Genomic DNA, 13,192 nt, shown 5'->3' with positions numbered 1-13,192 from the left:
GTCTGCCTTTCGATGGTCAGTGGATGACGGCACGACGTCGGGCCGTCGACCAGCCTAAACGACAGGTGTCGGATATCCGACACCTGGCGGGAAACTTGGGGCGAACGCTCGGCAAGGTGCGAGAATCCCAGCATGGATGTCCGATCTGAGCGCACGCTGCGTAGCCTGCAGGATGCCCTGCTCGCGCTCGCTCGCGAGCGTCCGCTCGACTCCATCACCGTGAGTGACATCGTTACGCGGGCAAACGTCAACCGCAGCACCTTCTATCAGCACTACTCCGACAAGGAAACGCTGCTCGCCGATGCGATCGACACCGCGACAGGGGAGGCCGGCGCGCGCCTCCCCAAGATCGAGGAACCGCTCCACGAACCCCCCACGGCGCTGCTCGACTACCTCCGGCACCTCGAGGAGAACGCGGACCTCTACCGCCGCGTGCTGAGCGGATCGACCACCGTCGCCGCCCGGCTGAGAGAGCGCATCCGCGCCATCGTGCTGGATGCCATCACCGACGTGGGCCCGCCGGGCTACGCCGGCATGCCACTCGATGTCGTCGCGGCGGGCATCACGGGCTCCGCGCTCGGGGTCATCGAGGCATGGCTCGCACGAGACCCGCTGCCGCCCGCAGAGATCGCGAGCGACTGGGTGTGGCGGGTGCTGACGGGCCCGGTCACGCTGCACATCGAGTAGCGCGAGCCGCGGGCATCCGCTCGCTCCTGCCTGACGCCGCCGATCTGACTTCGCGCAGCAGAAGTGGGACACTGGAGGCATGCACACGCGGACCAGCCTCGAGAACCCCTTCAAGGGCAAGAAGGGTTTTTGGAACCGTGTCAATCGTGTCGTCTACACCTTCACGGGGCCGGCGCAGGTCGGGATTGGTCGCCCTGAGGAGCCCTATGTTGCCGCGGCCGACCCCGTGTGTCCCGTCTGCGGCAAGCTCATGGCGGCGCACGATATCCGCCGCGGCGATGCCACGACGCCGACGCAGCTCAACTGCCCCGCCTGAGCCGGGGGTCAGTCGTCGAGCAGGTTCTTGAACTTGCGCGCGCGCAGGGCGCGAAGCGCGCGCTGCTCGATCTGACGCACCCGCTCGCGTGAGACACCGAACGCCTCGCTCAGTTCCTCGAGCGTGCGCGGTTCCGTGCCGTCGAGACCGAAGCGGCGGCGCAGGACATCGGCGTCGCGCTGGGGGAGTTCCGAGAGGCATGAGTGAAGCGCTGCATGCCGAAGCCTGCCGCTGACGATGTCGATGACGTCGGCAACCTGGTCGTCTTCCAGCAGGTCGCCGAGGAGGGCGCCGTCACCCTCGCCGAGCGGCAGCTCGAGCGAAATGGGCTGCTGGTCGAGCTCCAGGTACTGGCGCACCTTCTCGACCGGGTGGCCACTCGCGAGCGCCACCTCCTGAGGGGTGGGGCGCCGTCCGAGTGAACCCTCGAGCTCGCGGTGGTGCCGACGAATGGTGCCGACACTCTCGGCGACGCGAGCGGGCACCCGGATCATCCGCCCAGACTCCCCGAGGGCGCGCGTGATCGACTGGCGGATCCACCAGGTGGCGTAGGTCGAGAACTTGAAGCCTTTCGTGTAGTCGTACTTCTTGACTGCACGGTCGAGCCCGAGGTTTCCGTCCTGGATGAGGTCGATGAGCGGCAGGCCTAGGCCCGAGTAGCGCTTCGCGACGCTCACCACGAGGCGCAGGTTGGCCCTGATGAAGCGGTCGTGCGCGCGCTTGCCCTCGTGCATGAGCTGGCGCAGGTAGCGCTCGTCGGCGGGATCGAATCCCGTCTGGAGTCGTTCGCGCGCGATCAGTCCGACCTCGATGCTGCGCGCCAACTCGACCTCCTCCTCCGCCGTGAGGAGGGGAATCTCGCCGATATGGCGTAGGTATTCCCCGACGATGTCGTGGGGGGCTCCGGTGGCGCCGAGCGCCTCAACGCTCGACACGGCAGGCCCTGTCCAGAGAGGCGATCGAAATGACGATGCTCATGTCTCTCCCTTCCGGCTGGGGCCAAATCCCCGTCCAGAATGATTCGTCTACCCCTATTTGGGGCTATTGTCCGCATGCGTGTCAAGCACTTCTGAAGAGGTGCTCGGATATACCGCGCGGAGGCTCTCGGCCGGGGCGGGATGGAAGCGCCTCTGGCGCCCCGGGAACGAACAGTGGGGCGGATGCCGCGGCATCCGCCCCACTCACCTGGCCGCGCTAAATCGTCCCTGGAAACTGGTCCGGGGAGCCGCTGACCGCGAGGGTTCCATCCTCGTCGGTCACGACGAGCCCCTGCGAGCTGTCGGCCGAGTGGCCGAGCTGCAAGAGCCATTCCTGGTTGATCTCCGGCGTTCTCGAGCCAAGGAACTTGAAATAGATCGGGGTGTTCGGTGACATCCAGAAGGAACCGCGACCGTCGCCAAGGCTCGGGCCGTCCTTCCATGAGACCAAGAAGGATTCCTGCTTCATCAACTTCTGCACCATCACGATCTGCAGATGGGCGAGCAGTCGATCATCGAACTGGACTGATGTTCCGTCATACAACATGAATCCCATGGCAGCACCTCATCTCGATTGCCGCCGAGGGTAGTGCTCCGGGGGTCACATTTCAGCCGTCACCGCCCATACTCACAGGGTTCAGTCCTCGAGGCGGTTGCGGTACTGCCGAGCCCGTAGGGAACGCAACGCCCGCTGCTCGATCTGTCGCACATGCTCGCGAGAGAGGCCGATCTCGGCGCTCAGCTGCTCGAGGGTCAGGGGGTCGTTGCCGTCGAGCCCGAACCGCCGGCGCAGCACGCTGGCATCCCGCATCGGAAGCTCGCCGATGCACTCGTGGATCACTGTCAGGCGGATGCGCCCGCTGACGATGTCGACGACCTCGGCATCCCGCTCGTCCTCCAGCAGGTCGCCGAGTATTGCCCCATCGTCCTCGCCGATGGGCAGGTCGAGCGAGACCGGCTGGCGGTCGAGCTCGAGGTACTCCCGCACCTTCTCGACCGTGCCTCCGGTCGCGGCAGCCACTTCCTCGATGGTCGGGCGTCGGCCGAGCCGGCCCTCCATGTCGCGCATCTGGCGGCGGACCGCCCCCACCCCTTCCGCAACGCGCGCGGGGACACGGATCATGCGCGATGAGTCGGCAAGGGCGCGGGTGATCGACTGCCTGATCCACCACGTCGCATAGGTGGAGAACTTGAAGCCGCGCGTGTAGTCGAACTTCTTCACGGCACGGTCGAGCCCGATGTTCCCCTCCTGGATGACATCCATGAGGGGAAGGCCTGAACCGGGGTACCGCTTGGCGACGCTGACGACGAGTCTCAGGTTCGCCCGAATGAAGAGGTCGTGCGCGCGCTCGCCCTCCCGCACCAGTTGGCGCAACAGTGATGCGTCGGGCGAATCAGGCTCCTGTTCGAGCTGGTGTCGCGCAACCAGGCCCACTTCGATCCTCTTGGCGAGCTCGACCTCGTCGTCGGCGCTGAGCAGGGGCACCTGGCCGATGCTGCGGAGGTATGTCCCCAATATGTCGGGAGACGCCCCTGAGGGGCCCAGTCGCTCGATGGACATCAGCCGCGCCCAGCGACGTCGCGTGCCACGAACGCGTTCAGGGCCGCATCGAGGCTCCCGCACGTCTTGCGATCGGCGGCGTCGCCAATGACCAGCGTCACAAAGCCTTCGTCCTTCTCCTCGATGATCCCCAGCACACAGAGGGCGTCATGCTCCGGGACGTTGCGATCCCGCACCCTCCAGATCGCCTCACCGATGGGGTGTGCCACGACATGCGCAAGTGTCACGGTGCGCGATGGCCGCTGAAGCGTCGCGTGCTGGTGCCGCGTGTGTCGTGAGGTTGCGCCCATGAGCCCGTCCTATCTATGGGGTGAAGCAGGCATCGAGACCAAAGGGTCTACCCCCTAATTAGGGCTCACGAGACGCCGGCGAGGGAAGGGCTTGACGGAGCGTTCGCGCGGAGTTAATATTCCGTGCACTTCGAGTCCGTGCCTGTCGCTCACCTGGGGCGGCGCCGCACGGTAGTTTCGGCTCATGAAGAGCGTCAACGGCAAGATCGTGCTCGTCACCGGGGCAGCGATGGGCATGGGCAGGCTGTACGCGTTGCGGGCGGCAAGCGAAGGGGCCGCAGCGTTGGCGCTGTGGGATATCAGTGCCGACGGCCTAGCCGCCGTGAAGGCCGAGGTGGAGGCATCCGGGGTCGTCGCGCACAGCTACGTGGTCGACGTGGCGTCGCTCGACGAGATTCGGGATGCCGCCGCCCGCGTCATCGCGGAGCTTGGCGTGCCGAAGGTGCTGATCAACAACGCCGGCGTCGTGCGCAGCGCGTGGTTCTGGGAGCAGGACTCCGAGCGCGACACCGAGTTCACGATGCGCATCAACGCGCTCGCGCCGATGCACATCACTCGCGAGTTCCTGCCGGGCATGATCGCCTCGGGCGAGGAGTGCCGCATCCTCAATGTGGCCTCGGCTGCGGGGACGCTCTCGAACCCGCGCATGGCCGTCTATGCGGCGTCGAAGTGGGCCGCCATCGGGTGGAGCGATTCGTTGCGACTCGAGCTCGAGAAGGCGGGGCATCGCCACGTCAGGGTCACGACCTTCGCGCCCAGCTACATCCGCACGGGCATGTTCGAGGGTGCGCGAGGGCCCGTGCTGACGCCGCTCATGGACCCCGACTATGCCGTGCGTCGCGCCTGGAAGGCGATGCTCGCGGGGCGGCCCATGCTGCTGCTGCCCTGGTCGGTCAACCTGTCCAAGGTCATGCGCGGCGTGCTGCCGACCCGGGCGTGGGATGTCGTCGGCGGGCGCTGGTTCGGCGTCTACCGCTCCATGGACGAGTTCAAGGGTCGCCCGCCCCTCGCCTGAGCCAGGGGCCCCTCTCCCAACTCAGGAGTTCCCTCTCCCAATTCAGGAGTTCCCTTTCCCAATTCAGGAGTGTTCTTTCAGGAGGTCGGCCCGACAGTCGGCCGACCTCCTGAGTCCTGACGGTCGTCAGCCGCGGATGGCCTCAGCGATCGGCGTCTCGCCCGCGTTGAAGCGGATGCTTCGCCCGATCGTCGACGCGTCCTCCACTGCGGCGGCGAGCACTCCGGCGACGTCTCCCCGGCTCACCTGCGCGGCCTCCTCGGCATTGGCGTCGATGTGGCCCGTCGCGGGGTCGTCGGTGAGGCCGCTCGGCTGCACGATCGTCCAGTCGAGGCCGCTCGCCCGGAGCGCCTCATCGGCTTGCGCCTTCGACTCGGCGTAGGCGAAGAAGTCGTTATCCTCTGGCACGCCGTGGCCGGGGCCTGCGCCGAAGTACGACACCATCAGATACCGGCGCACGCCGGCGCGTTCCGCCGCCTCGATCGACCGGATCGCGGCATCCCGATCGACCGCGTAGGTGCGCTTGGGGTCGCCACCGCCGGCGCCCGCTGACCAGATGATCGCGTCGTGGCCGGCGAATGCGTTCGCGAGTCCTGTCACGTCGAGCTGCTCGATGTCTGTGATGACGGGGCTCGCGCCCCACGAGCGGATCTCGTCGGCATGGTCGGGATTGCGGGCGATCGAACTGACCTCGTGGCCCGCGGCCGTGAGCATGGGCGTCAGGTGGCGGGCGACCTTGCCGTGGCCGCCGATGATGGCGATTCGCATGTGGTTCCTTTCGTCGAAGGTGTGTCACGGTAGGTCGCATGTCTGAGCGCGGGCCGTGCGTTGCGTGGCCCTCGGAAGCATCCGTAACTCGCTAGGCTGGTTACGACATGACGCAATATATGACGGGACAGTGGGTCGCGAACCCGGATGGCAGTCGCTGGCATTTCGACTCTGGGGCACTGAGCCTCGACTTCGGCCTCGTCGGTGTCGACGTGCGCCAGCACTTCGCGGCCCCCGCCGACCTGCTCGAGTGGGTCTCCGAACGCTTCGAGCACCTCCAGAAGACCGCGGTCGAGCGAGACCTGCGCGACGCCGTGCTCCTCCGGGCCGCGATTGCGCGGGCCGCCGAGGCCATCAGCTCGGGTGGCGCCCCCGCGCGCGACGACATCGACACGATCAACCTCTTCGCCGCGACCCCGGATGTTCCTCCCGCGCTCGCAGGAGGGCGTCGGCGCGCAGGCGCGACCCGGGTCTCGGTTGCCCAGGCTCTTTCGAGCATCGCGCGCGATGCCGTGCGCCAGTTCAGCCTGCACGGCGCCGAGCGCATCCGCTCGTGTGAGGCGGATGACTGCCCGCACGTCTTCGTTGACGAGTCACGCGCCAATAACCGGCGCTGGTGCTCGATGCAGCGCTGCGGCAACCGCGCCAAGGTGCGCGCGCATCGCATGCGCGCCTCCGCGGCATCCGGAACCTGACGGCTCACGCGCGCAAATCACAGCGGTCACGACGCCGCTGTGTTTTCTGTTCAGCGCACCCGCATTTTCGGCCGCGCTGAACAGAAAGCACCGCACTGTCGTGAACGCACGCTGGGTCACGCTGACTGGTGCCACGGCCACGGCCACGGCCACCGCCCGCAAGCACAACTTGTACAGACTTCCACAGTGGATGTCGGTGGTGCTTTGTAGCATTGAGAGAAACCTCGCGACACGCCGAAAACACAACATCTAGGGGAATGACACGGCTGTGATTCCGGTTATATAGTGGGAACCCACCGCAGGGCAGACAACGAGATCAGCACCTGTGAACACAAATCAAAGGCTTGAAGGAGGTCCTCATGGACAACGACAACGTGAGTGGTTACGACGTTCCCGTCGACCCGATGGACCTGCTGCAGTGCGACTCCTGCCAGTAGGCAGCAGCGACTGACACAGTCCCTCTCGAAACCCCGGCCATTGCGCGCCGGGGTTTCGTGCGTTCGGGCGACGGCGCATCCCGATGACAACGGGACCGACGGATGCCACACCCACGCGCCCGACGACCGTGCATAGACTTGCGGGCGTGACAGTGAACCCCGATCTGCAGGGCAGGGAGTTTTCCCCGACCGAGCCCTACCTGGTGGGCCGTGAGAAGGTGCGCGAGTTCGCTCGTGCCGTCTCGGCCACCCACCCCACGCATCTCGACCCCGAGGCGGCGCGCGCGGCCGGCTACCCCGACGTGGTTGCCCCGCCGACGTTCCCCGTCGTGATCCAGGAGGCGACGCTCGCGCAGCTGCTCGCCGAGCCGGACGCGGGCATCGACTTTTCGCGGGTGGTGCACGGCGACCAGCGTTTCAGCTACTCCCGCCCGATCGTCGCGGGCGACGAGCTGACGGCGACGCTGCAGGTGACGGGCATCAAGTCGCTCGGCGGCAACGCGATGGTGACGGCGGAGTCGACGATCGTCGACGCGAGGGGCGAGCACGTCGTGACGGCGATCTCGACGCTCGTCGTGAGGGGGGACTCATGATGGACCTCGAGGTCGGCCAGGTCGTTGCGGAGGCGAGCTACCCGCTGACGCGCGATTCCCTCGTGCGCTACGCCGGCGCATCCGGTGATTTCAATCCCATCCACTACCGCGACGATGTCGCCCGCAACGTGGGGCTGCCCGGCGTGCTCGCGCACGGCATGCTCACGATGGGCACGGCCGTGCAGCCGGTCGTGGAGTGGCTCGGCGACCCCGGCCTCGTGCGTGACTACCAGGTGCGTTTCACGCGCCCCGTCGTGGTCGACCCCGAGCTTGGCGCGGTCATCAACGTGAGCGCCAAGGTGGGCGCGTTGACGGATGACGGTGCCCGAATCGACCTGACCGTCACCTTTGGCGAGCAGACGGTGCTGGGCAAGGCGCAGGTCTTGGTGGCGCTGCCGAAGTGACCGCGTTCTCCCAACTCACGTCGACGCGGGTCGGTGGCGAGGCCCGTGAATTCATCGAGGTTCGCGACCCCGCCGAGCTGGCGAGCGTCATGCTCGACGTCTGGTCGACGGGCGACTCCTGGCTGGTCTTCGGTGGCGGCTCCAACATGCTCGTCGCCGACGAGGGTTTCGACGGCTGGGCGGTGCACGTGCTGACGCGCGGCGTCGAGGGGCTCGAGGGGGCGGATGCCGCGGCCGAGGGCGGCCCGGTCACGATCCGAGTGCAGGCGGGCGAGTCGTGGGACGAACTCGTTGCTCGCACCGTCGACGCGGGCCTTTCGGGGCTCGAGGCCCTCTCCGGCATCCCCGGATCGGTCGGGGCCGCTCCCATCCAGAACATCGGCGCCTACGGTGCGGAGCTCTCCGACACCCTGGTCTCGATCGACTTCCTCGACTACCTGACGGGGGAGGTGTCGACCATCGCGGCGGCTGACCTCGGGCTCGACTACCGCATGTCGGCGATCAAGGCGGGCCGCCAGGGCGTCGTGCTCGCGGTTGAACTGCGCTTGCAGCGCGGGGAGTTGAGCGCGCCGATCGCCTACGCCCAGCTGGCATCCGCGCTTGGGGCGGAGCTGGGGGAGCGCCGGCCGATCCGCGAGGTGCGGGAGGCCGTGCTGCGCTTGCGTTCGTCGAAGGGCATGGTGCTGTCAGATGACGACCCCGACTCGGTGAGCACGGGTTCGTTCTTCACGAACCCGATCGTCACGGGTTCCTTCGCGGCGGCGCTCCCGTGGGATGCCCCGCGCTGGAGCCTCGACCCCGAGCCTGACCCTGTCGTGGTGCCACTCGACCAGGCGCACCTGCTCGACGGCCTGCCCCCGGCACGTCCGGCGGAGGCCAGGGTCAAGCTGAGTGCTGCGTGGCTGATCGAGCATTCGGGCATCCGTCGCGGCTTCTCGCTGCCGGGTTCTGGCGCTGCGATCTCGAGCAAGCACACGCTCGCGATCGTCAACCGCGGCGGCGCGACGGCGGAGCAGATCGCGGAACTGGCGCGCTTCGTGCAGACCCGTGTCATGGGCGAGTTCGGGGTGCGACTGCAGCCCGAACCCGTGCTCGTCGGGCTCGACCTCTAGCGAGCGAAGCCGCTCAGCCGTCCTTGCGGATCCACCGGAAGCTGAGCCGCGCCAGCACGAGCCCCACGACCAACCAGATCGCCAGGACGATGGCGATGCCGGGCAGGTCCCACGTCTCACCCTGCTCAAGCACCTTCAGCTCATCGGGCAGGAAGGCTGCTCGCATGCCCTGCGCCATCCACTTGAGCGGGAACACGGATGCCACGTTCTGCAGCCAGTCGGGCAGCATCGAGAACTGCAGGTACACGCCGGAGATGAACTGAAGCACAAGCACGATGGGAATGATGACGGCGCTCGCGCTCTTGCCGCTGCGGGGGATGCCGCTGAGCCCGATGCCGAGGATCGCGCTCGTGGCGATGCCGAGCAGGAACACCCAGACGAAGGTGAGCCAGCGCTCGGGTGAGGTTGGAAGGTCGACCCCGAAGGCGACGGCGGCGATCACGAGCAGGAGGATGGCCTGCAGGATGCCCGAGACGAGCACCTGCCCGATCTTGCCGATGAAGTAGCTGATGACGGGCAGGGGGGAGCCAGCGAGGCGCTTGAGGGTGCCGTCGCTCTTCTCGGTCGCGATGTCGAGCGCCATGTTCTGCAGTCCGCTCAGCAGCACGCCTGCGGCGAGCATGGCGGGCAGGTAGAAGTCGGCCGCGCTGACCACGTTGCCGTCGGCATCCCTCCCGAACTCGGCCTCGCTGAAGGCGACCGCGAAGATCGTCAGCATGACGATGGGGAAGAGGAAGCCGAAGAACACCGCATCGCCCTGCCTGAAGTAGGCACGGATCTCGTAGCCGATGCGCCGCGCGCCGAGCGCGAGGGTGCGGTTCATGCGAGCACCTCGCGGGAGCTGAGGAGCTGCAGGTACACGTCTTCCAGGCTGGGCCTGATGACCTCGAGCCCCTCCGGTTCTCCCAACCGTGCCACGAGTTCGTGCGTGAGCCGTCCGGGTTCGGTCGTGCGCTCCTCGTGGAGCACGCCGTGCTCGAGCCAGCGCACGAGGGGCACACGGGCATCCGCCCCGCCGATCTGGTCGACCGGGCCGATGTCGAGGAGGGTGCCGCCCGCGATGATGCCGACGCGGTCGCTCAGCTGGGCGGCCTCGTCGAGGTAGTGGGTCGTGAGCAGGATGGTCGTGCCGTCGTCCTTGAGGCCGCGGATGACGCTCCAGAACCGGCGGCGCGCCTGCGGGTCGAAGCCCGTGGTCGGCTCATCGAGAAACAGCAGTTCTGGCCGGCCGATCATGCCGAGCGCGACATCCACTCGGCGTCGCTGGCCGCCGGAGAGCTTGCGGATGAGCGTGCCCGCCTTCGCTTCGAGTCCAACCGCGGCGATCGTCTCCTCGACGCCGCGGGGGTTGGGGTAGAGCGCGGCGAAGTGGCTGAGCTGCTCGCGCACCGTCACGTTGCCGCTCTCGCCCGAGTCCTGCAGCACGATGCCGAGGCGAGCCTTCCACGCGAGCCCGCCCTTCTGCGGGTCGACGCCCAACACGCTCACCTCGCCCGCCGTACGGTCGCGGTAGCCCTCGAGAATCTCGATCGTCGTCGACTTGCCCGAGCCATTCGGTCCGAGCAGGGCGAAGGTCTCCCCGCGCACGATGTCGAAGTCGAGGCCGTCCACGGCGGCGACGCTGCCGTACTGCTTGCGCAGGCCGCGCACGCGGACGGCGTGCTCGTTGTTGTGCTGTGTCATGAGTCAATCGTGGTGCACGGGCTCCGCTGTGGATAGCCAACTCAGGAGCGGGCTTTCCCAATTCAGGAGTCGGCCTTCCTATTTCAGGAGCAGAGCATCCACCACTCCTGAGTTGGGAGGGTTCAGCAGCCGCGCGCCACGGGCGACGGCTCCGGAATCTCGGATGCCTCGCCCCAGCCCGTGAAGGTGAGCCCCGCCTCGCCGGAGGCGTCGGCGCCGTCGAATCGCAGCGGCAGGGGCTTGCCGACGGCCGAGACGGTCAGCACGCCGAGGGGCGAGCCGCCGGAGTCGAGCACGATGTCGACCGTCTCGGCCCCCTCGCGGGGCGGGGTCGCGCTCGCCGTGACGGCACCGGAGTCGACGATGTTCGTGAGGAAGTCGGCGGGGGAGAGCAGCGCGCGCCACTGCGTCAGCAGGGGGTCGCCCGGCGTGACGCATACGAAGCCCTCCGCGATCTCGGGCACGCCCGTCACCGCCGCGAGCGCTCGGTTGCCTGTCACGTGCGCGGCACCCTCCGCGGCGATGATCTCGACGCCGATCGCGCCGGCGGTCACGCTCGCGATGTAGTCGCTCGGCGTGCCCTGCACCGAAAGACGGATGCTTCGGCCAGGGGTCGGGGGAGCATCCTCACCCAGCACCAGCCGCTCGGTCACGGTGCCCTCCATCGTCACGCTGCCGGCCTTGCGTGCCGCATCGATGACCTGGCGCAGGGCGTCTTCCCCGCTCAGGTACCAGACGCCGTTGCGTTCCGTGTCGTCGGGGTCGATCGCCGAGAGGTCGACGCCCTCCGGCGGTGGCGGCGGTTCGGGGTCGGGCTGGGCGGTGCATCCGCTCAGGAGGAGGCCCATGGCGACTGCCGCAGTGAGCGCGCGCACGCGCATCCTTCGCCTACTCACGAGCGTTGGCGACGCAGGCGGACTGGGCACCCTGGCTCGCGAGCGTGTCTGCGCTGAGGCTCACGTCGTCGGCGATGCTCGCGGGGCGCACGACGAAGCAGGTCTCCTCGTCGTACTGCCCGAGGCCGACCGGGAGCCACGCCTCGCGCCCCTTGACGAAGGGCTGCGAGAGGTCGGTCACGTCACCGGAGCCGGCCACGGCGTAGAGGGAGTAGGGCACGTCGGGCCCATCCCAGGAGAGTTGGGCGTTGCCCGTGCCGAGGTCGAGGTCGAGGCCGGAGACGCGGGCCGTGTCATCCGTCACGATGCCGACGATGAGCAGCACGATCGCAGTGACGAGCGCGAGGAAGGTCGTGATGATCGAGACGATAAAGGCCGGATGCTTCCACCACTTGCGCTCTGCGACGGGTGCCTCCGCCAGCTCGGGCAGCACGGCGGCACCTGACATGAGCTCGCGCTTGCGCGGCGGGGCGTCGGCGGGGGCCGCGAGTGAGGGGCTGCGAAGCGAGGGCTGCCCGGGTGCGGTGCCGAGCTGCATCCGCACGGGCGGCGCGCTGCGCTGGGCCTGCTCGATGCTCATGCGCCTCCTCGGATGATGTGCGAGACCCCCGGTCGGGGTGTCACTAGCATAAGGTCGTCGGGGGCGGCGGGCCTGTCCCGCGAGAGGGAGGTAGTCGGTGAAGGCTGCAGCACGCGTGCGCATCGTCGTGCTGCTGCTCGCATTCGCCGTCGTCGCCGCGGTCCAGATGCCCGCGACGGATGCCACGGCCGCGACCTACACGGGCGCCAATTCGGTCGCGATCCCCTACGAGGGCGAGTCGCAGGTAAAGCCGGCCGAGCACTGGGCGTTCACCGACTGCGCTGCCGCGCTTGCGGCATCCGAGCTCGTGACGGCATGCGAAGCGCAATCCGTGACCCTCGCGGCTCCCGTCTACGACCCGGATTTCGGCACCGTCGTTGTGCCGCTCGCGCTCGGCAACGGCGCTGTGCAACTCACGGTCGACTACATCGTCACGCTTGCGCCCCCGCCCGTGCCCGTGCTGCCCGACCAGCCCTACGGCTATCCCTTCGCTGCAGGGACTCGCGTCATGCTGCCCTTCTCGGACCTCGACATCGAGTGCCAGGTTTGCACGGGCATGACCGTCACGGTCGACTCGGTGGCACCGCGGGAAGCGGGCATCGCGTGGGCGACCGCGACCCACCTGGTGTTCGCGGCGGCGCCAGACCACGTGGGCCCGGTCGAGCTCGGGGTGGTCGTGCTCGATGATTTCGGGCAGGAATCGGCCGCGGCATCCCTCACACTGTCGTTCTACCGGGCGGGCGAGCCCGGCCTCGGCGCGATGCACGTCTTCGCCGAGCGGGGCACCGAGGTCGTGACCCTCGACCTGCGCGAGTACGCCGTCGCGGGCGATGAGGGGGTTCGCCTGATCGGGTGCGGTGCTGCCGTGCACGGCACGATCGTCTGTTCGCCGGACGGCACGGCGCTTTACCACCCGACCGCAGCGGCGGCGGCCGATCAGTTCTCGTTCCACCTCTATTCGGAGGCGGGCGAGCAGGCGACCGGCAGCGTGACGCTCGTCGGGTCGTCTGCCGAGCTTCCCACGACCGGTCTCGTGCCGTCGAGGGCCAACGATGACGATGACGATGACGTGATCTCGGCGCTCGTGCCGAGGCTGCCGCCGCCCGACGGTGCGGCAGAGGAGACACCGGGCATGTTCGACGCCTTCGTGAGGCTGCTCGATCGGGTGGGAGCATGAT

18 protein-coding genes are annotated in these 13,192 nt (G+C 68.0%); 9 read left to right on the top strand and 9 right to left on the bottom strand.

Going from position 1 to position 13,192, the window contains the following annotated elements:
* The first annotated feature begins 132 nt into the window (after positions 1-132).
* Positions 133-687, top strand: a complete 555-nt coding sequence (locus FVA74_RS12540) for a TetR/AcrR family transcriptional regulator (protein WP_147722821.1) — start codon at positions 133-135, stop codon at positions 685-687.
* 79 nt (positions 688-766) lie between these two features.
* On the top strand, positions 767-1,003 hold the full coding sequence (locus tag FVA74_RS12535; RefSeq protein ID WP_147722820.1) for a hypothetical protein: 237 nt from the start codon (positions 767-769) through the stop codon (positions 1,001-1,003).
* A gap of 8 nt (positions 1,004-1,011) precedes the next feature.
* Here FVA74_RS12535 and FVA74_RS12530 read toward each other — a convergent pair whose 3' ends face one another.
* The 4 genes from FVA74_RS12530 to FVA74_RS12515 form a co-directional block, all read right to left on the bottom strand.
* Complete coding sequence (locus FVA74_RS12530) at positions 1,012-1,938, bottom strand: RNA polymerase sigma factor RpoD/SigA (RefSeq protein ID WP_187266498.1); 927 nt, start codon at positions 1,936-1,938, stop codon at positions 1,012-1,014.
* A gap of 259 nt (positions 1,939-2,197) precedes the next feature.
* Positions 2,198-2,527 (bottom strand): ATP-dependent DNA ligase, encoded by a 330-nt coding sequence (locus tag FVA74_RS12525; protein WP_240792241.1) that lies wholly within the window; start codon positions 2,525-2,527, stop codon positions 2,198-2,200.
* 90 nt (positions 2,528-2,617) lie between these two features.
* Positions 2,618-3,541, bottom strand: a complete 924-nt coding sequence (locus FVA74_RS12520; protein WP_147722818.1) for an RNA polymerase sigma factor RpoD/SigA — start codon at positions 3,539-3,541, stop codon at positions 2,618-2,620.
* The gene (locus FVA74_RS12515) at positions 3,541-3,750 is read right to left on the bottom strand and encodes a hypothetical protein (RefSeq protein WP_147722817.1); all 210 of its coding nucleotides are present in this window, start codon (positions 3,748-3,750) and stop codon (positions 3,541-3,543) included. The genes FVA74_RS12520 and FVA74_RS12515 overlap by 1 nt, the downstream gene beginning before the upstream one ends.
* Positions 3,751-4,015: 265 nt before the next feature.
* On the opposite strand from FVA74_RS12515, the gene FVA74_RS12510 reads away from it, so the two are divergent.
* Positions 4,016-4,846: an SDR family NAD(P)-dependent oxidoreductase gene (locus tag FVA74_RS12510; RefSeq protein ID WP_147722816.1), complete on the top strand. Its 831-nt coding sequence runs from the start codon at positions 4,016-4,018 to the stop codon at positions 4,844-4,846.
* A gap of 126 nt (positions 4,847-4,972) precedes the next feature.
* Here FVA74_RS12510 and FVA74_RS12505 read toward each other — a convergent pair whose 3' ends face one another.
* Positions 4,973-5,614, bottom strand: a complete 642-nt coding sequence (locus FVA74_RS12505) for an SDR family oxidoreductase (protein ID WP_147722815.1) — start codon at positions 5,612-5,614, stop codon at positions 4,973-4,975.
* A 107-nt stretch (positions 5,615-5,721) separates the two neighbouring features.
* Here FVA74_RS12505 and FVA74_RS12500 point away from each other — a divergent pair, with 107 nt between their 5' ends.
* The 5 genes from FVA74_RS12500 (at position 5,722) to FVA74_RS12480 (ending at position 8,855) form a co-directional block, all read left to right on the top strand.
* A complete protein-coding gene (locus tag FVA74_RS12500; protein WP_147722814.1) occupies positions 5,722-6,309 on the top strand; it encodes a CGNR zinc finger domain-containing protein in 588 nt (195 codons plus the stop codon).
* 344 nt (positions 6,310-6,653) lie between these two features.
* Complete coding sequence (locus FVA74_RS12495; protein ID WP_240792240.1) at positions 6,654-6,746, top strand: ribonucleotide-diphosphate reductase subunit beta; 93 nt, start codon at positions 6,654-6,656, stop codon at positions 6,744-6,746.
* Between the two features lie 146 nt (positions 6,747-6,892).
* On the top strand, positions 6,893-7,339 hold the full coding sequence (locus tag FVA74_RS12490; RefSeq protein ID WP_147723222.1) for a MaoC family dehydratase N-terminal domain-containing protein: 447 nt from the start codon (positions 6,893-6,895) through the stop codon (positions 7,337-7,339).
* On the top strand, positions 7,336-7,743 hold the full coding sequence (locus FVA74_RS12485; RefSeq protein ID WP_147722813.1) for a MaoC family dehydratase: 408 nt from the start codon (positions 7,336-7,338) through the stop codon (positions 7,741-7,743). Before FVA74_RS12490 ends, FVA74_RS12485 begins: the two co-directional genes overlap by 4 nt.
* Complete coding sequence (locus FVA74_RS12480; protein WP_147722812.1) at positions 7,740-8,855, top strand: UDP-N-acetylmuramate dehydrogenase; 1,116 nt, start codon at positions 7,740-7,742, stop codon at positions 8,853-8,855. Before FVA74_RS12485 ends, FVA74_RS12480 begins: the two co-directional genes overlap by 4 nt.
* A gap of 13 nt (positions 8,856-8,868) precedes the next feature.
* Here FVA74_RS12480 and FVA74_RS12475 read toward each other — a convergent pair whose 3' ends face one another.
* From FVA74_RS12475 to FVA74_RS12460, 4 genes are all read right to left on the bottom strand, one after another.
* The gene (locus tag FVA74_RS12475; protein WP_147722811.1) at positions 8,869-9,678 is read right to left on the bottom strand and encodes an ABC transporter permease; all 810 of its coding nucleotides are present in this window, start codon (positions 9,676-9,678) and stop codon (positions 8,869-8,871) included.
* Positions 9,675-10,538: an ABC transporter ATP-binding protein gene (locus FVA74_RS12470; protein ID WP_147722810.1), complete on the bottom strand. Its 864-nt coding sequence runs from the start codon at positions 10,536-10,538 to the stop codon at positions 9,675-9,677. The genes FVA74_RS12475 and FVA74_RS12470 overlap by 4 nt, the downstream gene beginning before the upstream one ends.
* Positions 10,539-10,660: 122 nt before the next feature.
* On the bottom strand, positions 10,661-11,413 hold the full coding sequence (locus FVA74_RS12465) for a hypothetical protein (RefSeq protein WP_147722809.1): 753 nt from the start codon (positions 11,411-11,413) through the stop codon (positions 10,661-10,663).
* Between the two features lie 13 nt (positions 11,414-11,426).
* The gene (locus tag FVA74_RS12460; protein ID WP_147722808.1) at positions 11,427-12,014 is read right to left on the bottom strand and encodes a hypothetical protein; all 588 of its coding nucleotides are present in this window, start codon (positions 12,012-12,014) and stop codon (positions 11,427-11,429) included.
* 97 nt (positions 12,015-12,111) lie between these two features.
* Between FVA74_RS12460 and FVA74_RS12455 the strand changes: the two genes are divergently transcribed.
* Positions 12,112-13,191, top strand: a complete 1,080-nt coding sequence (locus FVA74_RS12455) for a hypothetical protein (protein ID WP_147722807.1) — start codon at positions 12,112-12,114, stop codon at positions 13,189-13,191.
* The last annotated feature ends 1 nt before the right edge of the window (position 13,192 follow it).

It is taken from the genome of Salinibacterium sp. dk2585 (genome assembly GCF_008001035.1).
GTDB lineage: Bacteria > Actinomycetota > Actinomycetes > Actinomycetales > Microbacteriaceae > Homoserinimonas.
This window is presented reverse-complemented; position numbering and strand designations above follow the sequence as displayed.